This window comes from Streptomyces sp. NPDC033221, from assembly GCF_055577005.1.
Genome location: NZ_JBVIQN010000004.1, coordinates 106,617 through 129,636, shown reverse-complemented (window position 1 = coordinate 129,636; position 23,020 = coordinate 106,617). Strand labels below are relative to the sequence as shown.

At 73.0% G+C, this 23,020-nt stretch carries 23 protein-coding genes; 14 read left to right on the top strand and 9 right to left on the bottom strand.

What is annotated here, in order from left to right; translation table 11 throughout:
* Positions 1-57: 57 nt before the first annotated feature.
* Positions 58-825: a VOC family protein gene (locus ACZ53K_RS06410; protein ID WP_468832510.1), complete on the top strand. Its 768-nt coding sequence runs from the start codon at positions 58-60 to the stop codon at positions 823-825.
* 75 nt (positions 826-900) lie between these two features.
* Here the strand turns inward: ACZ53K_RS06410 and ACZ53K_RS06405 are convergent, their stop codons facing one another.
* Positions 901-1,893, bottom strand: a complete 993-nt coding sequence (locus ACZ53K_RS06405; protein WP_468832509.1) for an ALF repeat-containing protein — start codon at positions 1,891-1,893, stop codon at positions 901-903.
* A 79-nt stretch (positions 1,894-1,972) separates the two neighbouring features.
* Between ACZ53K_RS06405 and ACZ53K_RS06400 the strand changes: the two genes are divergently transcribed.
* The 3 genes from ACZ53K_RS06400 (at position 1,973) to ACZ53K_RS06390 (ending at position 3,553) form a co-directional block, all read left to right on the top strand.
* The gene (locus tag ACZ53K_RS06400) at positions 1,973-2,131 is read left to right on the top strand and encodes a hypothetical protein (RefSeq protein ID WP_468832507.1); all 159 of its coding nucleotides are present in this window, start codon (positions 1,973-1,975) and stop codon (positions 2,129-2,131) included.
* 75 nt (positions 2,132-2,206) lie between these two features.
* The gene (locus ACZ53K_RS06395) at positions 2,207-2,920 is read left to right on the top strand and encodes a hypothetical protein (RefSeq protein WP_468832505.1); all 714 of its coding nucleotides are present in this window, start codon (positions 2,207-2,209) and stop codon (positions 2,918-2,920) included.
* Positions 2,921-2,989: 69 nt separating this feature from the next.
* Positions 2,990-3,553, top strand: a complete 564-nt coding sequence (locus ACZ53K_RS06390; RefSeq protein ID WP_468832504.1) for a hypothetical protein — start codon at positions 2,990-2,992, stop codon at positions 3,551-3,553.
* Between the two features lie 67 nt (positions 3,554-3,620).
* Here the strand turns inward: ACZ53K_RS06390 and ACZ53K_RS06385 are convergent, their stop codons facing one another.
* The gene (locus ACZ53K_RS06385) at positions 3,621-4,802 is read right to left on the bottom strand and encodes a thiolase C-terminal domain-containing protein (RefSeq protein ID WP_468832502.1); all 1,182 of its coding nucleotides are present in this window, start codon (positions 4,800-4,802) and stop codon (positions 3,621-3,623) included.
* 193 nt (positions 4,803-4,995) lie between these two features.
* Between ACZ53K_RS06385 and ACZ53K_RS06380 the strand changes: the two genes are divergently transcribed.
* Positions 4,996-6,360, top strand: coding sequence for an acyl-CoA dehydrogenase family protein (locus ACZ53K_RS06380; protein ID WP_468832501.1), 1,365 nt, complete (start codon positions 4,996-4,998; stop codon positions 6,358-6,360).
* An 83-nt stretch (positions 6,361-6,443) separates the two neighbouring features.
* Positions 6,444-6,884, top strand: a complete 441-nt coding sequence (locus ACZ53K_RS06375) for a nitroreductase/quinone reductase family protein (protein ID WP_468832499.1) — start codon at positions 6,444-6,446, stop codon at positions 6,882-6,884.
* A gap of 275 nt (positions 6,885-7,159) precedes the next feature.
* On the opposite strand, the gene ACZ53K_RS06370 is transcribed toward ACZ53K_RS06375, so the two are convergent.
* Positions 7,160-7,807, bottom strand: a complete 648-nt coding sequence (locus ACZ53K_RS06370) for a TetR family transcriptional regulator (protein ID WP_468832497.1) — start codon at positions 7,805-7,807, stop codon at positions 7,160-7,162.
* Positions 7,808-8,194: 387 nt separating this feature from the next.
* On the opposite strand from ACZ53K_RS06370, the gene ACZ53K_RS06365 reads away from it, so the two are divergent.
* From ACZ53K_RS06365 to afsK, 3 genes are all read left to right on the top strand, one after another.
* A complete protein-coding gene (locus ACZ53K_RS06365) occupies positions 8,195-8,959 on the top strand; it encodes a VOC family protein (protein WP_468832496.1) in 765 nt (254 codons plus the stop codon).
* Between the two features lie 233 nt (positions 8,960-9,192).
* Positions 9,193-9,393, top strand: coding sequence for a hypothetical protein (locus ACZ53K_RS06360; RefSeq protein ID WP_468832494.1), 201 nt, complete (start codon positions 9,193-9,195; stop codon positions 9,391-9,393).
* 366 nt (positions 9,394-9,759) lie between these two features.
* A complete protein-coding gene (afsK, locus tag ACZ53K_RS06355) occupies positions 9,760-12,429 on the top strand; it encodes a protein serine/threonine kinase AfsK (RefSeq protein WP_468832493.1) in 2,670 nt (889 codons plus the stop codon).
* Between the two features lie 80 nt (positions 12,430-12,509).
* Here afsK and ACZ53K_RS06350 read toward each other — a convergent pair whose 3' ends face one another.
* Positions 12,510-13,355: a hypothetical protein gene (locus ACZ53K_RS06350; protein WP_468832491.1), complete on the bottom strand. Its 846-nt coding sequence runs from the start codon at positions 13,353-13,355 to the stop codon at positions 12,510-12,512.
* A gap of 230 nt (positions 13,356-13,585) precedes the next feature.
* On the opposite strand from ACZ53K_RS06350, the gene ACZ53K_RS06345 reads away from it, so the two are divergent.
* The gene (locus ACZ53K_RS06345) at positions 13,586-14,185 is read left to right on the top strand and encodes a hypothetical protein (RefSeq protein ID WP_468832490.1); all 600 of its coding nucleotides are present in this window, start codon (positions 13,586-13,588) and stop codon (positions 14,183-14,185) included.
* Positions 14,185-14,709, top strand: coding sequence for a hypothetical protein (locus ACZ53K_RS06340; RefSeq protein ID WP_468832488.1), 525 nt, complete (start codon positions 14,185-14,187; stop codon positions 14,707-14,709). Before ACZ53K_RS06345 ends, ACZ53K_RS06340 begins: the two co-directional genes overlap by 1 nt.
* Before the next feature lie 47 nt (positions 14,710-14,756).
* Here the strand turns inward: ACZ53K_RS06340 and ACZ53K_RS06335 are convergent, their stop codons facing one another.
* The 3 genes from ACZ53K_RS06335 to ACZ53K_RS06325 are packed head-to-tail and all read right to left on the bottom strand — an operon-like array spanning position 14,757 to position 17,221.
* On the bottom strand, positions 14,757-15,512 hold the full coding sequence (locus ACZ53K_RS06335; RefSeq protein ID WP_468832487.1) for an enoyl-CoA hydratase/isomerase family protein: 756 nt from the start codon (positions 15,510-15,512) through the stop codon (positions 14,757-14,759).
* A 44-nt stretch (positions 15,513-15,556) separates the two neighbouring features.
* Complete coding sequence (locus ACZ53K_RS06330) at positions 15,557-16,063, bottom strand: Zn-ribbon domain-containing OB-fold protein (RefSeq protein WP_468832486.1); 507 nt, start codon at positions 16,061-16,063, stop codon at positions 15,557-15,559.
* A gap of 6 nt (positions 16,064-16,069) precedes the next feature.
* Positions 16,070-17,221 (bottom strand): lipid-transfer protein, encoded by a 1,152-nt coding sequence (locus tag ACZ53K_RS06325; RefSeq protein ID WP_468832484.1) that lies wholly within the window; start codon positions 17,219-17,221, stop codon positions 16,070-16,072.
* 178 nt (positions 17,222-17,399) lie between these two features.
* Between ACZ53K_RS06325 and ACZ53K_RS06320 the strand changes: the two genes are divergently transcribed.
* Both ACZ53K_RS06320 and ACZ53K_RS06315 read left to right on the top strand, forming a co-directional pair.
* A complete protein-coding gene (locus ACZ53K_RS06320; protein WP_468832483.1) occupies positions 17,400-19,049 on the top strand; it encodes a FadD3 family acyl-CoA ligase in 1,650 nt (549 codons plus the stop codon).
* A 206-nt stretch (positions 19,050-19,255) separates the two neighbouring features.
* A complete protein-coding gene (locus ACZ53K_RS06315; RefSeq protein WP_468832481.1) occupies positions 19,256-19,918 on the top strand; it encodes a hypothetical protein in 663 nt (220 codons plus the stop codon).
* 557 nt (positions 19,919-20,475) lie between these two features.
* Here ACZ53K_RS06315 and ACZ53K_RS06310 read toward each other — a convergent pair.
* The gene (locus tag ACZ53K_RS06310; protein WP_468832480.1) at positions 20,476-22,038 is read right to left on the bottom strand and encodes a class I adenylate-forming enzyme family protein; all 1,563 of its coding nucleotides are present in this window, start codon (positions 22,036-22,038) and stop codon (positions 20,476-20,478) included.
* A gap of 160 nt (positions 22,039-22,198) precedes the next feature.
* On the opposite strand from ACZ53K_RS06310, the gene ACZ53K_RS06305 reads away from it, so the two are divergent.
* The gene (locus ACZ53K_RS06305; protein ID WP_468832478.1) at positions 22,199-22,630 is read left to right on the top strand and encodes a pyridoxamine 5'-phosphate oxidase family protein; all 432 of its coding nucleotides are present in this window, start codon (positions 22,199-22,201) and stop codon (positions 22,628-22,630) included.
* A gap of 134 nt (positions 22,631-22,764) precedes the next feature.
* On the opposite strand, the gene ACZ53K_RS06300 is transcribed toward ACZ53K_RS06305, so the two are convergent.
* Entirely contained in the window at positions 22,765-22,992 is a 228-nt protein-coding gene (locus ACZ53K_RS06300) for a hypothetical protein (RefSeq protein ID WP_468832477.1), read from the bottom strand.
* Positions 22,993-23,020: the final 28 nt, after the last annotated feature.

Sequence of the window (23,020 nt, the reverse complement as noted above, 5' to 3'; positions counted from 1 at the left end):
TTCGGTATCGGCCCAGCGCGCGGCCACCCGGCCGCCCCGTACCGTGAGGAGCACGTCATGAGCCGTATCACCGGCAATCAGCCCGACGGAACGCCCACCTGGATCGAGCTTGCCGTTCCCGATCTCGACCGCGCCATGGATTTTTACGGGGCGCTGTTCGGCTGGACGTACGCGACGGAGACGATGGAGGGCGGACGGTATGCCGTCGGTCTCGTCGCCGGTCAGCGTGCCGCGGGCCTGATGGAGCGGCCCGACGCGGAGGGCGGCGCGTGGACCATGTACATGGCGGTCGAGGACTGCGACGGCACGGCCAAGCGGATCGCGGACGCGGGCGGCCGGGCGCTGTGGGGCCCGGTGGAGATCCGCGACTTCGGGCGGGCCGCGATCGCCGAGGACACCGTGGGGGCCCAGTTCGGGCTCTGGCAGGGGCGTGCCCACGTCGGCTGCGAGGTCGTCAACGAGCCCAACTCCCTCGTACGCAACGACCTGGTGGCGCCGGTCGCGGACGCCGCCCGGGCCCGCGCGTTCTACGAGGCCGTCTTCGGCTACACCCTCGACGGCAACCCGGACCTGCCGGACGTCGACTTCACCTTCCTGCGCCGCCCGGACGGGCACGAGATCGGCGGCATCATGGGCGACCCGGCCGCCGGGGCCGCGGGCTGGGCAACACTGTTCGAGGTCGCGGACACGGACGCGGCGGTGGCGCGGGCGGTCGCGGCCGGCGGGACGGCGTCCGAGCCGGAGGACACGGTGTATGCGCGGCAGGCGCGGGTGACGGACCCGTTCGGCACGGAGTTCGTGATCGGCGCGCGCCCGACGGCGTAACGCGGGTGATGGCCGAGCGCCCGGCGGCTGGTCGCTGGTGTACCGGCCGCCGGGCGCGTCTGCTTCGGCCGGGGGTCAGCCGCGCTCGGCGGCAGTGCGGCGGCGGCCCGCCAGCACCATGCCCGCGCCCGCGGTGACGGCAGCGGCGGCACCGCCGACGGCCCACGGGGTGACGGGGCTGACGCCGGTGGAGGCCAGCGAGCTGCCGCTACCGCTGCCGGCGGGGGTGACGGCGTTGCCGGAGACCGTGGCGGAGGAGGTGGTGCCGTGGCCGCTGGCGGGCTTGGCGTCGACGGCGGACGTAACGTTCTTGCCGCCGCCCTCAGTCGCCTTCTCCTTGGCGGCCTTGTCCGCGGCTTCCTTCGCCTTGGCTTCCTTCTCCTTCGCGGCCTTCTCAGCCTTCTCCTTGGCCGCCTTCTGCTCTTCCGCCTTCTTCGCGGCCTCGTCCTTGGCGCGGGCCTCGTACTGGCCTACCTCAAGGAAGCGCTCGACGGCCTCGGGCCCGGCACGGAGGGCGTCACGGGCGGCGTCCTGGACCGCGGGTCCGCCGATGCTGTAAATCTGCACGGCGCGCACGCGGTTGTCCGCCATGCGGGACAGGCGGTGGCCCTTCTCCAGGAAGTGCACGCGGTCCTGCGGGGACCCTTCGAGGGCCGCGTACGCCGCTCCGCGGACATTGCGGCCGACGTCCTTGCCCGCCAGGATGCGGAAGATCGCGACACGGTTGTCCTCGTCGCGGGCCACGTACTGGCCCGTCTCCAGGAAGCGGCGCAGGTCTTCCGGCGTGCCGAAGAGCGCCTTCTCGGCCTCGCGGACGAAAGCCTTGCCGGCGTCCTTGTTGAGCATCCGCACGACCGCGAGCCGGTCGTCGGCCTCGGACCGCGCCTTCGGCTTCTTCCCGGTCTCCGTCTTCTTCGCGGGCTCGTCCGGCTTCGCCACCGTGCTCTGGTCCGGCGCCGACTTGGCGGGGGCCGGGGCTTCGGCGGCGACCGCCGGGGAGGAGAACAGTACGGCCGGCGCGACGGCGGCAGCCGCGAGGAAGGCCGTGAGACGGGCCTGCTTCTTCATATACTCACGCTACATTTCGGTCGATCAACTGAAAATAACCTTCACAGGGTAAGGGGTCGCCGAAAGTAACGTGCACGGTATGGGTACCTCGCAAGCCCACCGCCACGGCCTCCTCTTGGACGGCCGCCGTCTGTCGTATCCCGACTTCGGTCCCGCCTCCGGAAAACCCCTCCTCGCGCTGCACGGCCACTTCTCCGAAGGCCGCAGCTTCGCCGCCTTTCTCGGCATGCTTGGGTGAGCGGTTGGGCGGGCGGTGGGCGGGGCACCGGGACCATAGTGGACAGAGGGGAGATATTTTCCATAAGGTAAAGAAATGGCAAACTTCGTTGAATGTATAACCGATCCGGGCCGCGCCGGTGCCCTGTGGTGCGGAGAGCGCACGATTGCCGTCCTCACCGCCAAGCCCCAGGGCGCGGTGGAAGGTTCGGTCGCGCTGCTGGATCTCGGCGCCCCTGACCTCGCCCTGCGCTTCGTCGCCGTTCTCGACTGCGCCGAGGACGCGCTGCTGGTGCCCCTGTTGCGGGAGGCGGCGGATGTGGCCCGTAAGGCAGGCGGTACGGCCCTGCGGTGGATCACGGAGGAGGAAACGAGCCCCGGCAAGGCCGCGGTGGAACTGGGCGCCCTCGAAAGCGGCGAGGTCTACCGCTGGTGGCGGCGCGACCTGCCGGCCGGGGTTCCCGTGCGGGACGCGGCGGTGCGGCTGCTCCCCGTCGAGGGCGCGGGCGAGGGGGAGTACGAGGGCGAGGACGTCGCGTTCCGTATCGGTACCGACGAAGCCTGGTACGACGTCGAGCTGACCGGCACCCGTGCCCGCCTGGTCCACAACCAGGAAGCCGACACCACCGCCGACACGCTCACGGCCATCATCTCCGCGGCCCTGCACACCCTCGACACCGACCACCCCGGCATCCGCGACGCCGAGGTCAACGCGGTGCCCGACCACGAGGAACACCACGCCGCGCTCCAGCGGCTGGGATTCGGGCCGACGTCCTCCCGAGCCGTGGAGTACACCCTGTCGCTGACGTAGGCGGCGGTGCGTTGTCAGTGGTGGGCGATAGCGTGGAGACGCCATCTCGCCGCTGGACCGGGGGTCGTTGTGAACGCTGCTTTTTCGCCGATACCAGAGCTGAATCTGCTCAAGGAATTCGAGGATTCCCTGGCGGGCGCGTACTTCTCGGAGGGCTTCGAGCTGTACGAGTACAAGGCGGCGGACGCCGACCTCGTGGGGGCCTGGCTCGGCCTGAAGGCCCCGTTCGGCCCGCGCGAGCAGGAGCGGCTGGACCGGCTCATCCCCTTCGCCCAGGCCACCGGCTCGGGGTCCTTCTATGCGCTGTGGCGGTGTGACGACCGTACGGACCTCGCCACGCTCCCCGTCGTCTTCTTCGGCGACGAGGGGGACCTCGAAGTCGTCGCCGACGGACTGCGGGAGCTGTTCCAGCTGCTCACCCTCGACAACGAGTGGCTGATCGGCGACGACGACGAAGACGAGGAGGAGCCGTCCGAGGGGCGGGAGGAGTACCTCGGCTGGCTGGTCCGGAATTTCGGCCTGGGCGTGCCGGAGGACCCGGACGGCATACAGGACGCGGCAGGCGAGAAGTACGGCCGGCGCTTGGCCGACTGGTTGCAGGAGGTGTCGCCGTACGAGCTGACGGTTCCGTAGGCCGGTGCGGGGCACCGGCCGGGGCGGGGCCCCGCCGGCCCCTGCTTCCGCCTGTCCCTGCCCCTGCCTACCCCCGCCCCAGCACCAACGTCCCCGACGAGCAGAACCAGCCCCCCGTGCCGGACGCCACGGCCAGTTCCGGGAGGCTGCCGTCCGCCCGCCGCACCTGACGTCCCTCGCCCGCCTCGCCGCGTAACTGGCGTACCGCCTCGACCAGCAGGAACAGGCCGCGCATGCCGGGGTGGCAGGCGGCCAGGCCGCCGCCGTCGGTGTTGACGGGGAGCGGGCCGTCGCGCAGCAGGCGGCCCTTCTCGACGAATGCGCCGCCCTCGCCCTTCGCACAGAAGCCGAGGTCTTCGAGGGTCACCAGCGTCATGTAGGTGAAGGCGTCGTAGATCTCGGCCACGTCGATCTCCGACGGGCGTACCCCGGCCCGTTCGAAGGCGAGACGGCCGGAGACGGCGGCGGGGGAGACGGTGAAGTCGTCCCACCCGGACATCGCGGAGTGCGAGACGGCGGTGCCCGCGCCCAGCACCCGCACGGAAGGCCTGGCCAGGTCGCGTACGTACTCCTCGGCGGCCAGCAGGACCGCGCAGCCGCCGTCGGAGCGGACGCAGCAGTGGAGCTTGGTGAAGGGGTCGGCGATCAGGGGGCCGGACAGGACGTCGTCGACGGTGATCGGGGCGCGGTACATGGCGTCCGGGTTCGTGGCCGCGTTCGCCCGCGCCTGCACGGCGACCTCGGCGAGCTGGGCGAGGGTCGTGCCGTACTGGTGCATATGGCGGCGGGCGGCCATCGCGTACTTGGCGACGAGCGTGTGGCCGTACGGAACCTCGTACTGGAGCGGGCCGCGGGCGCCGAAGGAGAGGTTGGCGGTACGGCGGCCGGCCTTGAGGTCGGCGCGCGCCGTGGAGCCGTACACCAGCAGGACCGCGCGCGCCTGCCCGGCCGCGATGGCGTCCGCGGCGTGCGCGGCCATCACTTCCCAGGTGGCGCCGCCCACCGAGGTGGAGTCGACCCAGGTGGGACGCAGCCCCAGGTACTCGGCGGCCTCCACGGGCGCGAGCGTGCCGAGCCCGGCCGAGGCGAAGCCGTCGACCAGTGAGCGGTCGAGACCCGAGTCGGCCAAGGCGCGGCGGGCGGCCTGGGCGTGCAGGGCGTATGGGGTGGCGTCGTCCACGCGTCCGCAGTCGGAGAGGGCGACACCGGCAATGGCGACCTTGCGGGGGGATGTGCTCCCTGGCGGCATGAATCTGACGGTACATCAGGTAGGCGGGTGTCGACAGGTGTGGTGAATGGGCGCGGTGGGCGCGTGAGGCTGGGAAATGGCGGCGGCAGTACCTACTATGACGGGCCGTCAGGTCGGTGTGTGCTCCGGAGTGTGGACCCCGGTCGCCCGCCGCACCGGCCCAGGTCGCCGAACGGTCGGGAGGAGCCCGCCGATGGATGCCGCGTTCACCGAGGAGCAGCACGAGATCCGCCGTACGCTGCGGGAACTGCTGCGGAAGCGCTGCGGTACCGACGACCTCCGGGCCGCCGTCCGCACCCCCGAGGGGTACGACCCCGCCCTGTGGCGGCAGCTCGCGCAGCAGTTGGGACTGCCGGGGCTGGCACTCCCCACCGCGTACGGCGGTGTCGGCTGCGGGCCCACCGAGCTGGCGCTGGCCTGCGAGGAGACCGGACGGGCGCTGCTGCCCTCGCCGCTGCTGCCGACCGCCGTCCTCGCCGCGCCGCTGGTGCTGTCACTGGGGACGGAGCGGCAGCGCACGGAGCTGCTGCCCGCTTTCGCGGCGGGCGAGCTGACCGGCGCGCTCGCCGTACCGGGCGGGCAGCTGAGCACCGCCCTCGCGCTCACCGCCCGCAACGGCGGGGACTGGGCGGGCGGCGGCCGGGCGGGTGGCGTGCAGGCGCGGCGGTGCGGGACGGAGGGGGAGCCCGGTGCGGCGGGGAAGTGGCGGCTGTACGGGGAGGCCGCGCAGGTGCTGGGCGGGCACAGCGCGGGGGTGCTCCTGGTGGCCGCGCACACGGGCGGTTACGCGCGCAGCCGCACGTTGCTCTTCGTCGTACGGGGTGACGCGCCCGGGGTGGTACGGGTCCGGCAGACGGCGATGGACGAGACGCGTCCGTTGGGGTCCGTCCAACTGCGCGACGTGCGCGCATCGTTGCTCGGTACGGACCAGGAGGTGGGGGCGGACGAGGGAGGCGGGCCGGATGAGGGAAGCGGGCGGGTGGAGCGCGCGCTCGCGCGGGTGGGGGCCGGGGCCGCGGCGGCGCTGGCCGCCGAGGCGGTCGGGGCGGCGGACGCGGCGTTCGGGCGGACCGTCGAGTACGTCCAGGCGCGGGAACAGTTCGGCCGGCCCATCGGGTCCTTCCAGGCCGTACAGCACCGGCTGGCCGACCTCTACGTACAGGTGCAGGCCGCCCGCTCCGCGGCCTGCTACGCGGCTTGGGCGGCGGGCAGCCCGGCCGGGAACGGGATAGGGACCGGGAACGGGATCGGAGCCGGGGACGGGAACGCCGAGCCCGGTGCCCCCGCCCTCGCGCTCGCCCACGCCCTGGAGACGCTGCGCGCGGTCGCCGGAGAGACCATCCAGCTGCACGGCGGCATCGGCTTCACCTGGGAGCACGACGCCCACCTGTTCTTCAAGCGCGCGGTCTGCGACGAACTGCTGCTGGGCCCGGTGCACCGGTTGCGTGCGCACGCCGCTGAGGTGGCCGGACTGTTCAGGGGTGATAGAGGCATGGGGACGGCCGAGGGCGGGGAGGCCTTCGGGGGCGGCGGGGAGCGGGCGGGGGTGACCGTGTGAGGGCGACCGGGTCCGTGGGAAGGCCCACCCGGGCCACGGCCTCCGGCCGGGTGAAGGCGTCCGGCAGGCGGGTGGTGCAGAGGATGTCCGCGACGCGTACGTTCGCGCGGGTGGCGCCGTACGTCGTACCCGCCCTGGACCGTACGGTGCACCGGCTCACCGGCGGCAAAGTGCTGCTGAGCGCCCGGATGCTGCCGGGGGCGGTCCTGACGGTGGCGGGTGCCCGGACCGGCCTGCCGCGCCGCACGCCGCTGGCGTGCCTGCCGGAGGACGCCGGGACCTGGCTGCTGGTCGGCAGCAACTTCGGCCGCCCCGGACACCCGGCCTGGACGGCCAACCTGCTGAAGAACCCGGCGGCCGAGATCAGTTGGCGGGGCCGTGACGTGCCCGTACGGGCACGGTTGCTGACCGGCGACGGGCGGGCGGCGGCGTGGGCGGCGGTGGTCGACCGCTGGCCGCCGTATGCCGCGTACCAGGCGCGCGTCACCCGTGAGATCCGGATCTTCCGGCTGGAGCCGCGCTGAGCGCCGCTGTCGCGGACGGGGACCGGGCCGGAGCCGGGCCGCTGGTGGGCCGGCGTCTGGCGGCCGCAGACGCGCACAGCGGGTGCCGGCCGGCCCCGAGGGGCGGACAACACCCGCTGTGACGTACAGCTATGGCAGGACGAGCGCGAACGTGAACCGTTCCGGGAGTCAATTCGTGAGGTGTTCCCGAGTGGTGTCGTGGCACATGCCGTGTACTGTGCCGTGGCGAAAGCCGTGCGATGTGCCGTGGAATATGCCGTGTGCCGTGCCGTGGGTTATTTCGTGGGCTTCTTTCCGGTGACGCCCAGGTGCACCAGGAGGGCCAGGTTCGGCTTCAGCTCCTGCTGCTTGACGCCCCAGCTCTGGAATCCCTTCTGATGGGCGGCGACCGCCGCCAGCATGGCGACGAGCGAACCGGCCATCGCGGCCGCGCTGACGTCCTTGTCGACCTTGCCCTTGGACTGGAGCTCCTTGATGGAGTCCGTAAGGGAGTTGGTGACGGCATTCAGGATCTTCATGCGGATCTTGTAGAACCGCTTGTCGCCCTCGGCGGCGCCGAGATCGATGACGCGCAGGATCGCGTCGTTCTTGCGCCAGAAGGTGAGGAATCCCTCGACGAGTTCCTCGGCCGCCTCGCGGCCGGACCTGCCCACCCAGGAGCGTCCGGCCACCAGATCGGTGAGGTTCGCGCCTTCCTTGGCCATCTCCTCGGCGATTTCCAGTACCGCGCCCTCGACATCGGGGAAGTACTGGTAGAACGTCGCGGGCGAAGTGCCCGCTTTGCGGGCCACATCGATGACCTTGACGTCTCTGTACGGGGACGAACTGAGCATGTCGCTGAGGCAGTCGAGCAGCTTCTGCCGGGTCGCCTGTCCGCGGCGCCCGGCGACTCTGCCGTCGACGGTCCGAACTTGTCCTGTCATGCCGTCAGCTTACCGAGGGGTGATCGGAGCGCGATTTGGCTGCCTGCAAATGGGGATGCGGGAGTTCGGACGTATCGGTTCCGGCCGATCCCGCGCACAGGGCGGCGAAGGCGGTTCGTGGCGGGCCGGCGGGCGGCTTGGCCCGAACAAGTGAATCGTATTGTCAACAGGCTGTGGACAACTTCTCCGAGCCGGTGGAGAGGGTTCCGCACGGGGGAAGCGGTCGAGCGACGCCCCGTTGTGGCCGTAAAACAGACCATTGCGGCCGAGCGGCGGATCATTGCCGGACACCTGGGAATGTCCGGTAATGAGCGTGATCGCAGAGAATTGGCAAAATGTTCGAATACTCTCCGGGCGCGACGCTTGATCCAGGACTACTTTGGCCCCATGACTGCATTCGCGGCGGGCGTCCCGTGCTGGGCCGATGTCATGCTGCCCGACCTGGAAGCGGGCAAGAGATTCTACGGGGAGCTGTTCGGCTGGACCTTCTCCGAAGGCGCTCCCGAGCACGGGAACTACACCCAGGCATACAAGGACGGCAGGGCGGCCGCCGGACTGATGCCCAAGCAGGACGGCCGGATGCCCACCGCGTGGAACGTGTACTTCGCCACCCCGGACGCCGCCCGCACCAGCGCGCAGATCCTCCGGGCCGGCGGCCGGATCGTCGCGGAGGCCATGCCCGTCGGCGACTTGGGCACCATGCTGGTCGCCGCCGACCCCACCGGCGCGGTCTTCAGCGTCTGGCAGGCCGGCACCCACCAGGGCTTCGGGGCCCGGCGCGAGCCCGGCGCCTACGTCTGGACGAGCCTGAGCACCCGCGACCCGGAACGGGCCGACGCCTTCTACGAAGCGGTCTTCGGCTTCGAGAGCGTCGCCGACAGCCCGGCGGCGGACGAGCGCTTCCGGCCCTGGCGGCTCCCCGGACAGGACCGGGAGGTCGGCGGCCGCATCCTCATGGACGAGCACGCGCCCGCCGAGATGCCGCCGCACTTCACCGTCTGCTTCCTCGTCCCCGGGATGGACGACGCCGTACGGACCACCACCCGGCTCGGCGGCCGGATCACGGTGGAGCCGGTCGGCACCCCGGGCGGGCCGTTCGCGGTGCTCACCGACAACCAGGGCGCCGGCTTCGGCGTCATGGCTCCGAAGTAGGCCGCCGGCCACCACAATTGGAGCCGCCGGCACAGCTCCCGCTGTCGGGCCGCGGACGGCGCGGCCCGGCAGCGGGCCGGTGCGGGGCGGCGGGGCCCGGCCGGGGCGCTCACCTGGGCGGGGGGCAGCGCAAACGCCTTGAGTGCGGCACAGTGGGTACGGCCGCGCCGGTGCGCGGCGGCGCGGACCCGGCACCGGTGCCGCGCGCGGGGAGAGGACGGGGACGGGACGGCATGACCGGTACGGACAGCAGGCCCGGCGGACGGCATCCGCTGCTGCGCGCGGGGCGCGGCCCGGCGGCACCGGAGCGTGCGCGGCGCGGCACGGCGGCACCGGAGAGCGTGGGGCGGGACGTGAAGACGCCGGAGCGCGCGGCGGGCGGACGGGCTCCGCTGGACATATCGGTGCTCGGCGGACGTTCCCGGACGGTATGACCGGCCAGAGCGGATTCCGCAGCGGGTTTCGGACGGAGTGACGGCGCGGCGACGGCATGTCCCGGCGCGATCCGGTCGTACGGTGTTCGAGCCCGTCGGCGGTCCGCGTCGGCGCCCGGTCCCACCCGTACGGACATCCGTCCCACGGGCCCGTCACGGCATGTGACGGTACCGGTGCGCACCGCAGAAGCCCGCCGGGACACGACGGGAGCGGCCCCGGGTTCGCAACCCTGGGCCCGGCCAGGAAGAATCAGCACGCGTACGGCCGAATCGGCCAGGCGGTGAGACGCTGCACGGGGCAGTGGCTCTCGGCGGCCACTGGCTTTTGAGAGTCTCTTTTACGCCCCACGGGGAGGTGGCAGGCAAGTGGTGGAGCAGCTGACACAGCTGACGCAGCACGATCCCCGGCGGATCGGCCCGTTCGAGGTGCTCGGTCGTCTCGGGGCCGGCGGCATGGGGCTGGTCTACCTCGCGCGCTCGGCGTCCGGGCGGCGCGTGGCGATCAAGACGGTGCGTACGGAACTCGCCGAGGACCAGCTGTTCCGGGTCCGCTTCACCCGCGAAGTGGAGGCGGCCCGCGCGGTCAGCGGCTTCTACACCGCCGCGGTGGTGGACGCCGACCCCCGCGCCGCGGTGCCGTGGCTGGCGACCGCCTATGTGCCCGCGCCCTCCCTGGAGGAAATAGTCAATGAGTGCGGGCCGCTCCCGGCCCAGGCGGTGCGTTGGCTGGCGGCCGGCATCGCCGAGGCGCTGCAGTCCATCCACGGCGCGGGCCTGGTCCACCGGGACCTGAAGCCGTCCAACGTCCTGGTCGTCGAGGACGGCCCGCGCGTCATCGACTTCGGCATCGCCAGCGGTGTCTCCAACACCCGCCTGACCATGACGAACGTCGCCGTCGGCACGCCCGCGTACATGTCGCCCGAGCAGGCCCGCGACTCCCGCAGCGTCACCGGCGCCAGCGACGTTTTCTCCCTCGGCTCCACCCTCGTCTTCGCCGCCACCGGTCACGCGCCCTTCCACGGTGCCAACCCGGTCGAGACGGTCTTCATGCTGCTGCGCGAGGGCCCGGACCTGGCCGGGCTGCCCGACGAACTGCGGCCGCTGATCGAGTCCTGCATGCAGATGGAGGCGCCCGGCCGCCCCACCCCGGCCGACCTCCAGTCCCAGCTCGCGCCGCACCTCTTCGGCTCCGGAAGCGACGACAGCGGCACCGCCTCCGCCTGGCTGCCGGCCAGCGCGGTCGCCCTCATCGAGGGGCGGCGCGGCGGCCGCCAGTCCACGCCGGCGCCCGCCCACCGCGGCGGTTCCGGGCAGGCCCGCGCCGCCGTGCGGCAGCCCGTACCGCAGTCGCCGCCGCCCGCCCAGCATCCGCCGCCACGCCCGCGCAGCGCCCCGGCGGCCGCGGCCGCGCAGGCCGGCGGCGCGATGGCGGCGCCCGCTGCGGATTCCGGCTGGGCCGGTGGCGCCGGCGTGGGCCCCGGCGCACGCCGGGCCGCCGATCCGCGCGGCGCCGCGCAGCCGGCGCAGTCCGCGCCCGCGGGCCCGGTCGCCGCCGCACCCCCGGTCTCGCAGGCCCCGCAGGTCTCCGCGGCCCCGCCCGTACCGTCGCGGCTGCCGGACGCCGACGTACCGGACGGTTCCGTACGCCTCGCCGGCACCTCGGCCCCGATAGGACCCGGCCCCCGCGCGGGCGACAGCGGCCAGCCGCAGCCGCCGCGCGCCCAGGCACCCGCGACGGACTGGGTCCGCCCGCCCACGGGCGCGCCCGGCGCCCCCGCCCACGGCACGCACGACAGCGACCCGGCGGCGCCCCTGCCGCAGCAGGGCGGCGCGGCCGGGCACGGCCCCGGGCAGCAGCCCCCTGCCGCCACCGGCGCGGGCGGCGCCTCCGGCGGTGCCGCGCCCGCACGCTGGCGCCCCTGGCGCTTTCGCATGTCCAACGACGTGTGGGGCACGCCCACCGTCGCCGGCGAGCTGCTGTACGTCACGTCCTTCGAGGTGCACGCCCTCGACGTGGCCAGCGGCCGCCGCCAGTTCAAGACCCGCGACGTCGCCTGGAGCATGGCCGTCGCGGACGGCCGTATCCACGCCTCCGACGGCCCCAGCCTGTACGCGCTCGACGCCACCGACGGCTCCGAACGCTGGCGCCTCGGCAGCGAAGGCTGGATCTACGCCCTCAAGGCCGACCGCGGCACCGTCGTCACCGGCACCCGCGGCGGCGGCGTACAGGCCTGGGAAGCCGCCACCGGCGAACGGCTCTGGGAGACCGGCGGCGCGCAGACCGACTTCGAGACCGCCGACCTGGGGCCCGTCCTGCACGAAGGCACGGTCCTCGTCTGGGCCGACGGGCGGCTGAAGGCCCTGGAAGCCCGTACGGGCGCCGAGCGCTGGTCGTACCCGGTCGGCGACACGGCCTCCTGCGGCGGCGTCCCGGTGCGGCTGCTGCCCGCCCCGGACGGCGCCGTGTACGTCACCGCCGGGACGCGGGTGCTGGCCATCGACCTCGCGCGCGGCGAGGTGCGCTGGCACTTCGAAGCGCCCGCCGCGTTCCTCAGCCGCCCCGCGTTCGCGCCGGGGCCCGCGGTCACCGGCGGCGGCCTCTACCTCGCCGACTACCTCGGCACGGTCTACGCCCTGGACGCCGCCGACGGCCGGGACCGCTGGCGCATCGCCACCGAGGCCCGGCAGTCCACCGAACCGGTACTGGTCGCGGACGGCGCCGTACACCTCGGCAGCGGCAAGGCCCTCTACACGCTCGACGCCGTCACCGGCACCCCGCGCTGGCGCTTCCAGGCGGGCGGCGAAGTGATCGGCGCGCCCGTCGTGGCGGACGGCCGGGTGCACTTCGGCTCCGCCGACCACTGCCTGTACACCCTCGACGCGACCGGCGGCCAGCTGCGCTGGAAGCTGGCCACCGGCGGCGAGATCACCGGCACGCCGGTGGCCGTCGGAGGCGTGGTCTACGCGTGCAGCAAGGACCGGTGCGTGTACGCGCTGGACGCGGCGAAGGGGACGGGGCTGGCGCGGCGGGCGTGACGTACGGGCGTCCCGGTGGGCGTGAGGTTCGGCTGTCCCGGTGGGCGTGATGTGCGGCCGTCGTCCCTGGTGCCGTACGGCTACTGGTCCTTGTCCCGGTGCGGGTGTTCTTCCGCGGGCGGCGGCCCGCCCGGCTCCGGCCGTTCCGGCGGCGGCGTGGTCCTGATGGGCCGCGTTTCGTCGTCCGGTCGCGGCGGCGGCTGCCCCGGGTCGTCCGAGGCCGGCGGCATCCGGACCGCCCGGGTGGGCTGGTCGTCCGCGGCCGGCTGACCCGACTCCGGCGGCGGGTGCCCGGCGCCCGGCCACCGTACGGGCGGCTGATGGTGCGGCGCCGATCGCGGCGGCGCGCCGTACGCGGGCGTGCCCTGCGGCGGGGTGTCCCCGCCGCGGATCGGGCCGGGCTCCCACTCGGGACCGGTGTCGGCGAACCCGCCGGGGCCGCCGGGAGCCGCGTACGGTTCCGGATCGCCGTACCGTTCGTCGAAGCCCGCGGCACGGCGCCGGGAGCGCACTCCGCGGCGCCCGCTCATCACGAGCGCCGCCAGCCACAGCACCGCGCCCCCGCCGAGGGCGTACGCCACCCCGATGCCCAGGCCCTGGCCCGCGTTCTCACCCACCGTCAGGCTGCCCGTTTCCTGCCCCTGGCGGACCATCCACAAGATGGTGAAACCGAGTACGACCGCGCCCGCCACCGCGATGAGCAGGCGCGAACGCAGCACCATGCCGATCAATGTCAGCAGTGCGGCGAAAACCATCGGCAGAAAGACCGAACCGAACAGTTCGGCCTTTTCCCCGGTAATGCCCTGGAACAGGTCCTCGATGCGAATCTCGCGTCCGTGACGGCCGTCGTACCAGGCACGGAAGGGGCTCCAGACGGCGGCCGCCGCTCCGACGAGGGCCAGTACGGATCCGAGTACGTTGCGCACCACAGGCGTCGCCTCTCCGGTCGCTGATTCGTCCCGTTTCCCTCTGTAACCGACGCTACGCCCGACTGCACGCGCGCGCCAGACCTGCGCGTTTTACCTGGTCAGGAAGGAATTTTGGGTAATCCGAAGAGGTTGCTAGTCTGCCGTGCACTCGTCAAGAAAAAATAAGGACGAGGTGCGCCGCGTGTGCGGCGCGGTTCTTCCAACGGGGTCAACGGGGGCACAACATCATGAAGTTCCGTCATGTCCGCGCGGTCGCGGCGGCCGGGGTGGTCCTGGTCGCGCTGACCGGCGCCCGTCACTCGCACGGTGGCGGTTGCGGCAGCAGCCACAGCAGCAGCGACGGCGGCTCCAGCAGCACCGGCGGCAGCAGCACCAGTGGTAGCAGCAGCTCCAGCGGTGGCTACGAGGCCGGCACCGGCGGCTACGACGGCGGTACGAGCAGCGGCAGCTCCACGAGTGGCAGCTCCACCAGCGGCAGCAGCACGAGCGGCAGCACCTCCGGCTACACCAGCGGCGGCTCCGGCAGCAGCCGCAGCGCCATGGGCGACATCAAGATCGACGGCTGCCGGTACAACGGCGCCGGTAGCGTGAAGACCACGGTCAGCGCCACCAACAGCTCGTCGACCACCAAGTACACGTACCTGCTGACGGTGAAGTTCACCGCGCCCGGCGGCAAGGACCTCGGCACCCGCCACCCGAGCATCCCCTACGTGATGCCGGGCCGCACCGACTCCACCGACGTCATCCAGTACGTGCCGTCCGCCGCCGCCACCAGCGGCACCTACCGCTGCTCGGTCACCGACGTCCAGCGCACCCCGCTGTCCTGATGACCGCCATGGGAGGGCGGCCCGGCCGGGCCGCCATCGCGTCCGGGATGGTCGCCGCCAGCGCGCTCGGGCTGGTCGGCTGCGGGGCCCTGCTGCCGGGCGGCCACGCCCGCCGGGTGACACCGCCGCCGCCACCCCCCGGCTACAGCTCGTCGCCGTCGTACGAGCCGTCCTACTCGTACTCGCCGTCGCCGGCACCGACGCCGGAGGAGACCTACGACCCGGACGGCCGCTCGGACGCGCGCGGCAACAACTGCCGCTACGACCAGTCGGCCCGCCGCCTCGAATACTCGGTCTCGGTGACCAACCCGTCGCTCACCAAGACCTTCAAGTACGAGATGGCGGTCAACTGGATGAAGGCCAAGCCCGCCGACGGCACGGCGTTCGGGCTGCACCAGCGCAGCATCATCGTCCGGCCGGGGCAGACCGAGACGTACACGGCCTCGTACAGCTACACCAACACCTCGACGCGGGAACTGTGGTTCCAGTGCGAGATCCGCAGGGCGCGCAAGTCGGAGCTGTGACGGGCCAACGGGTCCGTTAAAGGGCCGGACCGGTCGCTCCCGCTCCCTCAACGGACCCGGAAGCTCCGCGAACGGCCCCCGAACAGCTCCGCCTGCCGCTCCGGCGGCAGGCTGCCCAGCGCGATGAGCTGCGGGGCGTGAGCCACGGCCTGCGCCCGCGCGGCCTCCCGCGACGCCCACAGGGCCCGTACGGTGCCCTGCACCGCCCCGGTCGGCTGGGCGGCGAGCACGGCGGCGGCACGCCGGGCCGCGGCCACCGCGCCGCCCGGCGGCGTCAGTTCCGAGACCAGGCCCGTCTCGTAGGCGCGGCGGGCACCGAGCCGCTCCGCCGTGCCCATCAGGGCCAGCCGCGCGATCTCGCCGTACGGCATCCGCTGCGCCATGAACACCGACTCGTACGCGCTGACCATCCCGTACGTCGTGTGCGGGTCGAAGAACGTGGCCTCCTCGGAGGCGACCAGGAACTCGCACTCGCCCAGCAGATAGAACGCCCCGCCGCAGGCCATTCCCTCGACGGCCGCGACGACCGGCTTCCACAGGTCGTTCGCCTTCGGGCCGATGCCCAGCAGCGGATCGTCGACCGAGAACGGGGAGGACGGCTGCGGGACGTCCGCCGAGCGGTCGATGCCCGTACAGAACGCGGTGTGCCCGGCGCCGGTCAGGACGACGGCCCGCACATCGCCGTCGGAACGGAACCGGCGCCAGACGGCCGCCAGCGCGCCGGCCGTCTCCAGGTCGACGGCGTTGCGGCGTTCGGGCCGGTCGAGCGTGACCAGGGCGACGCCGTCCGGCGACGTCTCCACACGTACCGGAGACCGGGGCTCCCCACCCGCGGAAGAAGCCGCCGTCACGGCCGCTCCAGCAGCCAGCGCGGCACGGTCACGCCCGGAGCCTGCTCGTGGAACGCCACCTTCACCGCCGCCCCGATACGGATACGGGCCGGATCGACGGAGTTCAGCGGGGCGTCCGCGGCGGTGACCAGATTGCCGACGAGGCGGATGCGCGGGGCGTCGGCCAGCTCCACCACGATCGCGTTGTACGGGGCCTGCGCGGCGTAGGCGGGCAGCAACGGCGGGTGCGGCACGACGAACGACCAGATGCGGCCCCGGCCGGACATCCGCCGCCAGCGGTCCTCGAAAGACCGGCAGTGCGGGCAGCACGGGCGGGGCGGAAAGCGCAGCTCGCCGCAGGCGGCGCAGGCCTGGACGCGGAGTTCGTGGCGGGCGGCGTACCCCCAGAAGGGAACGCCGTCGTCGTCGGGGACGGGGAGCAGGAGAGCGTCGGCGGACGCCGCCTGCGACTTCAGGTGCTGGTCGGGGCCGTTGTCAGTGGCCGGCGTCATGCTGGTGGACATGAGCACTCAACTCCTCAGCAGCAGGGCCGACGTGGGGACACCCTCACCGGCCGTGACCAGGCAGGTGGCGGCGCCCGGGACCTGGGCGGTGCCGGTGCCGCGCAACTGCCGGACGCCCTCGGTGATCAGGTTGAAACCGTGCACGTACGCCTCACTCAGCCCGCCGCCCCCGGTGTTGAGGGGCAGCCGGCCGCCGATCTCCAGGGCGCCGCCTTCCGTGAACGCCGCGCCCTCGCCCCGCCCGCAGAAGCCGTAGCCCTCCAGGGAGAGCGGAATCAGCGGGGTGAACGCGTCGTAGATCTGCGCGACATCGACGTCCTCGGGACCGAAGTCGGCCTGCTTCCACAGCTGCCGGGCGGCGGTCCAGGCCGGTCCGGTGAGCGGGTCGTCGGTCCAGTAATTGACCATGCCGTGGTGCTGGGCGGGCAGGCCCTGCGCGACGGAGTGGACGTACACGGGACGGTGGCGCAGGTCGCGGGCGCGTTCGGCGGCGACCACCACGCACGCGAGCGCGCCGTCGGTCTCCAGACAGTTGTCGAAGAGGCAGAGCGGCTCGCTGATCCAGCGGGCGGTCATGTACATCTCGCGGGTCAGCGGCCGCTCGTACATCATCGCGGCCGGATTCTGGTTGGCCCGGTTGCGGCAGGCGAGGGCGACGTTGAAGAAGTGGTCACGGGTGGCGCCGTAGTCGTGCATGTAGCGACGGGCGAGGATACCGATCTCGTCGGCGGGACGCAGCAGACCGAAAGGGCGGGTCCATTGGGCCGGAGTGGGCAGTTGGACAGCGGTGTTCCGCCACGGGCGGGGCCCCGAACCACGCTTGCGCGAGCGCCAGGCGACCCCCACACTCGCCTGGCCGGTGGCGATGGCCGCCGCCAGGTGCGCCACCGTCGCACACGAACCGCCGCCGCCATAACCGGCCTTGGCGAAGAAGGTGACGTCACCGGCGCCGATCGCCTTGGCGACCTCCACCTCGTCGGTCTCCTCCATCGTGTACGAGGCGAACGCGTCCACCTCGGCCGGGGCGATCCCCGCGTCGTCCAGGGCCGCGACGATCGCCCGGCACGCCAGCGTGCGTTCGGACTCGGGCAGCCGTTTGGCGAACGCCGTCTGGCCTATACCGGCTATCACCGCCGCGTCCTTGAGGGTCGCGCCCATCGCCACCTCCGTGATCGGCCGTCCGTACGGACCTCGGTGCCGTTGCCGTCAGCGCGCACACCCGTACCCCTGTCGGGATCGCGGTCGTCCGTTCCGGGGCAGCGGTCATCCGTGCTGACAGCCGAGGAGGCTACCGCTAACCTGACGGCCAGTCAGCTCTTTCGCGGGAGGTTGTGCGATGCGCGGTGACCTGGACGAGCCCGACACCACCGACCCCCGCGCCGATCTGGAGTACGGCACCGTCCCCCGACTGGTACGCGCCGCCGCCGAGCGGTACGGCCCGGCCGAGGCGGTCGCCGAAGGGCGCCGCCGCCTGACCTACGCCGAGCTGGGGGAGCGGGTCGAACGGGCCGCGGCGGCGTGCGTCGCCGCCGGTGTCGAGCCCGGCGACCGGGTCGCCGTCTGGGCCCCCAACACCACCGACTGGATCACCGCCGCACTCGGCGCGGTGACCGCGGGCGCCGTCCTGGTCCCGGTCAACACCCGCTTCAAAGGCGCCGAAACGGCCGACGTCCTGCGGCGCACCCGCGCCCGCCTGCTGTTCGTCACCGGCACCTTCCTCGGCACGTCCTACGTGGCCTCGCTGCGCCGCGCCGCCCAGGACGGCGCGGGCCGCGGCCCGCTGCCCGGCCTGCCGGACCTGCACCAGGCCGTCGTCCTCTCCGGGGACGCCCCCGACGCCTTCCGGACCTGGCAGGACTTCCTGGCGGCGGGCAAGGCGGTGCCCGCCGCCGCCGTACGCGCGCGGGCCGACGCGATCCGCCCCCACGACCCGTCCGACATCATCTTCACCTCCGGCACCACCGGCCGCCCCAAGGGCGCGGTGATCACCCACGCCCAGACGCTCCGCGCGTACGCCGTCTGGAGCGAACTCGCCGGACTCACGGCCGGCGACCGCTACCTGATCGTCAACCCGTTCTTCCACACCTTCGGCTACAAAGCCGGGATCATCGCCTGCCTGCTGCGCGGGGCCACGATGATCCCGCAGCCGGTCTTCGGCGTCCCCACGGCCCTGGCCCACATCGCCGCCGAACGCGTCACGGTCCTGCCCGGCCCGCCCACCCTCCACCAGCAACTCCTCGACCACCCCGACCGGGCCCGGTACGACCTCGGCTCGCTGCGCCTGGTCGTCACCGGCGCCGCCGTCGTACCGCTGCGCCTCGTCGAACGGCTCCGCGCCGAACTGGGCGTCGCCACCGTCCTGACCGCCTACGGCCTCTCGGAAAGCTCCGGCATCGTCACCATGTGCCGCCGCGACGACCCGTCCGGGACCGTCGCGGCCACCTCCGGGCGGCCCATACCCGGCACGGAGATACGGATCGCCGACACCGAGGGCCGGACGGTCGCGGCGCCCGGGACGGCGGGCGAGGTCCAGGTCCGCGGCTACCACGTCATGTCCGGTTACCACGAAGACCCGGAAGCCACCAGAGAGGCGCTGACCCCGGACGGCTGGCTGCGCACCGGTGACATCGGCGTCCTGGACGCCGACGGCAACCTGCGCATCACCGACCGCCTGAAGGACATGTTCATCGTCGGCGGCTTCAACGCCTACCCCGCCGAGATCGAACACCTCCTCGCGGGCCACCCGGACGTGGCCGAGGTCGCCGTCGTCGGCATCCCCGATCCACGGCTCGGCGAGGTCGGCAAGGCGTACGCGGTCCGCCGCCCGCGCTCCACGCTCACCGCGGCCGAGCTGATCGCCTGGGCACGCCGGGAGATGGCCAACTACAAGGTGCCGCGGGAAGTCGCGTTCGTGGCGGCGCTGCCGCGCAACGCGAGCGGGAAGGTCGTGAAGGGCGAGCTAAGGGGCGCTTCGGCGCCCGCGTAAGGGGAAACACCTGGTCAGGTCGGGCGCGCGGGGCGCGTCAAGGCGGCGATACGCGCACCCGCCATTACCCCCTCGGTGGGCGGTAGCGTCCGATTACCGGTGCGTTAGCCGGGTGTTAGTCGCGCCCGGCACCTTTGTGTACGCAGCAACGAACGGCCGGATCCCGGTCCGCCGCCACACCGCCCGACACACCCTGGGGGACCCGCATGTCCAGCATCTCCACCACCGCCTTCCGCCGCGGCCGCCGCCTCGCCGCCGCCTCGATCATCGCGGTCGCGGCCTTCTCCCTCACCGCCTGCAACGCCTCCGCCGACGGCCCGGCCCCGGCCAAGAGCGAGGCGGGGACCGCCGACGGCGGCACGTCGGGGGGCTCGGGATCGGGTTCGGCCGGTGGCGACGCGGGCACCTCGGGAACGTCGGGTACGACGGGGTCGGCGGGCAGCACGGGCGGTACGGGCAGCACGGGCGCGTCGTCCGGCAAGGGCTCCACCGGTTCCGGGGGCTCCACGGCGTCCGGCGGTGCCACCGGCGCGGGTACAGGGAAGGGCACGGGCACCGGCGCCGGCCACAAGGGCGCTTCCACCACCCTGGTCGGCACCCTCAAGTACCTCGCCCCCGGCAAGCTCACCGTGACCCCGGAGTCCGGAACGGAACGGGCGTTCTTCGTCGCCCAGGACACCAGGATCCTCGGCGCCACGACCATCTGCGGCGGCCCCGACGGCCAGGTCACCATCACGAAGGACAGCTACGGCACCACCACCTGCACCCCGGACCAACTCGACGAGGCCGCCCGGAAGAACACGGTCAAGGTGCGCGCCACGATCCACAAGGGCATCGCCACCAAGGTCGAGGAGCGCTACCACCCGTAGGCCGCCCTGACCCCCCGGACGCGAGGCCCCCGCCACCCCCGGGCGGGGGCCTCGCCTGTTCGGCTTCCCCGGTGTTGTGGTTGCGGTCCAGGTGTCCTCAAACGCCGGACGGGCTGTGATTGTGCGGTGCGGCGTGCCGGGCACCCCCGCGCGGAGCGCGGCGGGCCGGGTGCGGGACCCGTGAGGCGCACGTCCACAGCCAGGTGATGCGGACGGCCTCCAGCGCCTTCAGCCCCGAGAGCCTCCTCACAGGGTGGGCGCCCAACCAGAGTCACCGTCTTCCCCCTCCCCCCCCCCACCGGCCGGAAGTCGCAGAACCACGGGAGGGGGCGTGTAGGGGGCCATCCCCGCAGGCAGCCGGATGTCTGGGTTCACAACGACCCTGGACGACGCCGTGCACGGTGCCGTGGGGGCACCCCCGGCCGGAGGCTGGGGGAGAGTTGGCCCCCTGCGCGCACCCGCACACACCACCAAAGCAATGCGAACCCGGCGCGACAGCGCAAAATCCTCGCGCGAAGCGCAGAGGCCCCCGAACCCCGCGCGCAAAGCGCGCATCGCTAAGGCCGACCGAACCGTTCCCGCAGCACCCCCTTCCGCACCTTGTCCAAGGGCCCGCCCCGCGGCAACGCATCCAGCAACTCCAGTTGCTCCGGGAGTTTCTGGGCCATGAGCCCGGCCCGACGCAGGTGGGCGCAGAGCGCTTCAAGCGTCAACGCGGGCGTCGAACCGGCCGCCGCCTCCCCCACGCTGACCACCGCGCAGACGCGCTCACCGCGTTCGCGGTCCGGCAGGCCGATCACCGCGGCGTCCGCCACGGCCGGGTGTTCGCGGATCAGGGCCTCCAGCTCCGGGGCGGAGATGTTCTCGCCCTTTCGGATGATGATGTCCTTCAGCCGCCCGGTGATCACGAGGTGCCCGTCGGCGCGCAGCAGTCCCAGGTCGCCGGTGCGGAAGTAGCCGTCCGCGTCGAACGCATCGGCCGTCAGGGCCGGGTCCGTGTAGCCGCGGCAGACCATCGGCCCGCGTACCGTGATCTCGCCCGGCTCGCCGGGCCCCGCCTCGCCGCCGTCGGGAAGGGTGATCCGGATGTGGGCGCCGGTGACCGGTTTGCCCACGGTGTGCGCGAGCTGTTCGTCGGTGTCGTACGGGGTGCCCATCGCGATCATGGGGCACTCCGTCATCCCGTACCCGTGCACCACCGCGCACCCCAGCTCGCGGCCCGCCGCGTGGTAGAGGGCCGGCGGCAGCGGCGCTCCGCCGCCGGACAGCAGCCGCAGGGTGGGGATGAGCGGCCCGGCGGGCCCTCGGCGGCGGGCCTCGTCCAGGAACGCCTGGTAGAAGGCGGTGCTGCCGCCGGCCATGGTCACCCCGTGCCGCCGGTACGTCTCGACGGCCGCCCCCGGGGCGAACGTGTCGAGCAGTACGGCGGGGAAGCCGCTGAGCAGCATCGCGATGACGTAGTCGGGCCCGGCGATGTGCGCGTACGGGAACGCGATCGAGCCGGTGTCCGCGGCGGTCATGCCCAGCGCGGTGGCCAGCCCGATGCCGCCCGCGAGGAGCGAGCCGTCGGTGTGCTCGACGCCTTTGGGGTCGGCGGTCGTGCCGGAGGTGTAGTAGATCCACGTCGGTGTGCGGCCCGGCCGTGCGAATTCCGGCAACAAGCCCCCGGGCGCGGCTTCCGGCAGCCCGTCGGCGACGGAGAGTACGCGTACGCCGCCGGGTGCCACTTTGCGTGCCGTGCCCGCGTAGTCGTGCCCGCGCCACTCGCCCGGCACGATGGCGTACTCGGCCGCCGACTGCCGCAGCGCGAAGCCGACTTCGCGTTCCCGGTGCAGGTGCAGGACCGGTATCTGTACGGCGCCGAGCCGGGCCAGCGCGAGTGACACCTCGACGGTCAGAGGCCAGGTCGGCAGCTGCCACAGGACGCGGGTCCCGGCGCCGATCCCCAGCCCGTGGAATCCGGCTGCCAGCCGCAGCGCCCGGTCCCGTACCTCGGCGAAGGGGACGGGCCGGCCGGAGCCCCCGGTGGTTTCGTCGAAGAACATCGGCGCCAGTGGGGTGAGGTCTGCCCGGTAGTGCAGCAGTTCCCAGAGCGAACGCACACGATCGGGTTCGAACACGTCGCGCCTCCTAGGGGAGAGGGCCGCGAACGTAACAGATGCCGCGCGAAGTGACGACCCGTCAGGTACAGAACCTGTGAGTGAGCGGTGGAAACATTCGGCAGGGGAGCGGCGTTGGGTTGGGTGACCGTAGCCACACGATTCTCTTGAGGAGACATCCATGCCGCTGACTACGGAAGAGCGCGAGCGCTTCCTGGCCGAACCGCACATCGGAGCGCTGTCCGTGGCGTCGGGCGAGGAGGACCGCGCCCCGCTCACCGTACCGATCTGGTACGCGTACGAGCCGGGCGGCGAGCTGTGGATCACGACCGAGCGGGACTCGCGCAAGAGCCGCCTGATCGCCGCGGCGGGGCGGTTCTCGCTGATGGCGGACCGGGTCACGCCGACGGTCCGGTATGTGTCGGTCGAGGGTGAAGTCGTCTCGACCGAGCCGACGACGGCCGAGGAGGAGCGCCGGATGACCGAGCGCTATCTGGCCCCGGAGGCCGCGGAGGCGTACCTCAAGGATGTGGCTCCCGGGTTCGGCCCGCTGGTGACCATCCGGATGCGGCCGCGGCGCTGGCTGTCGGCGGACATGGGGCCGGCCCAGTAGCGGCGGCGCGAGAAGCGGCTCAGCAGCGGCGGTCCAGCGGCGATGAGCCGGTGGCGGTGTGGCGCGCCGTAGGGGCCGGCCTCACCCGGTCCGGCCCCCGTCGGACGTGCTCCGGCCCGGTCCGGGCCGGTGGGTCACGGGCGGTGGTTGTCCTGGGCCACGAATCCGCTGCCGCCGGTGTCCGGCCGGTGGTTGTCCGGCGCTACGAAGCGGTCGGACGGTATCGGCCGGTGGTTGTCCTGGGCGGCGGTACCGGCCGCCCTGCTCGGGGAGTGGCTGTCGGCCATGGCGGGTACCGCCGCGGCGCCCGCGATCGCGGTGGTGAAAGCGAGGGTGACAAGGGTGCGCTTCATACGGCTCATTCCGAACTCCTCTGTGGGGGAACCCCTT

Excerpts from the sequence above, each read along its gene's own strand:
- ACZ53K_RS06410 (WP_468832510.1), top strand. The coding sequence starts at position 58 with ATGAGCCGTATCACCGGCAATCAGCCCGACGGAACGCCCACCTGGATC.
- ACZ53K_RS06405 (WP_468832509.1), bottom strand. The coding sequence starts at position 1,893 with ATGAAGAAGCAGGCCCGTCTCACGGCCTTCCTCGCGGCTGCCGCCGTC.
- ACZ53K_RS06400 (WP_468832507.1), top strand. The coding sequence starts at position 1,973 with ATGGGTACCTCGCAAGCCCACCGCCACGGCCTCCTCTTGGACGGCCGC.
- ACZ53K_RS06395 (WP_468832505.1), top strand. The coding sequence starts at position 2,207 with ATGGCAAACTTCGTTGAATGTATAACCGATCCGGGCCGCGCCGGTGCC.
- ACZ53K_RS06385 (WP_468832502.1), bottom strand. The coding sequence starts at position 4,802 with ATGCCGCCAGGGAGCACATCCCCCCGCAAGGTCGCCATTGCCGGTGTC.
- ACZ53K_RS06380 (WP_468832501.1), top strand. The coding sequence starts at position 4,996 with ATGGATGCCGCGTTCACCGAGGAGCAGCACGAGATCCGCCGTACGCTG.
- ACZ53K_RS06375 (WP_468832499.1), top strand. The coding sequence starts at position 6,444 with ATGTCCGCGACGCGTACGTTCGCGCGGGTGGCGCCGTACGTCGTACCC.
- ACZ53K_RS06370 (WP_468832497.1), bottom strand. The coding sequence starts at position 7,807 with ATGACAGGACAAGTTCGGACCGTCGACGGCAGAGTCGCCGGGCGCCGC.
- ACZ53K_RS06365 (WP_468832496.1), top strand. The coding sequence starts at position 8,195 with ATGACTGCATTCGCGGCGGGCGTCCCGTGCTGGGCCGATGTCATGCTG.
- ACZ53K_RS06360 (WP_468832494.1), top strand. The coding sequence starts at position 9,193 with ATGACCGGTACGGACAGCAGGCCCGGCGGACGGCATCCGCTGCTGCGC.
- ACZ53K_RS06345 (WP_468832490.1), top strand. The coding sequence starts at position 13,586 with ATGAAGTTCCGTCATGTCCGCGCGGTCGCGGCGGCCGGGGTGGTCCTG.
- ACZ53K_RS06340 (WP_468832488.1), top strand. The coding sequence starts at position 14,185 with ATGACCGCCATGGGAGGGCGGCCCGGCCGGGCCGCCATCGCGTCCGGG.
- ACZ53K_RS06330 (WP_468832486.1), bottom strand. The coding sequence starts at position 16,063 with ATGTCCACCAGCATGACGCCGGCCACTGACAACGGCCCCGACCAGCAC.
- ACZ53K_RS06325 (WP_468832484.1), bottom strand. The coding sequence starts at position 17,221 with ATGGGCGCGACCCTCAAGGACGCGGCGGTGATAGCCGGTATAGGCCAG.
- ACZ53K_RS06320 (WP_468832483.1), top strand. The coding sequence starts at position 17,400 with ATGCGCGGTGACCTGGACGAGCCCGACACCACCGACCCCCGCGCCGAT.
- ACZ53K_RS06315 (WP_468832481.1), top strand. The coding sequence starts at position 19,256 with ATGTCCAGCATCTCCACCACCGCCTTCCGCCGCGGCCGCCGCCTCGCC.
- ACZ53K_RS06305 (WP_468832478.1), top strand. The coding sequence starts at position 22,199 with ATGCCGCTGACTACGGAAGAGCGCGAGCGCTTCCTGGCCGAACCGCAC.
- ACZ53K_RS06300 (WP_468832477.1), bottom strand. The coding sequence starts at position 22,992 with ATGAGCCGTATGAAGCGCACCCTTGTCACCCTCGCTTTCACCACCGCG.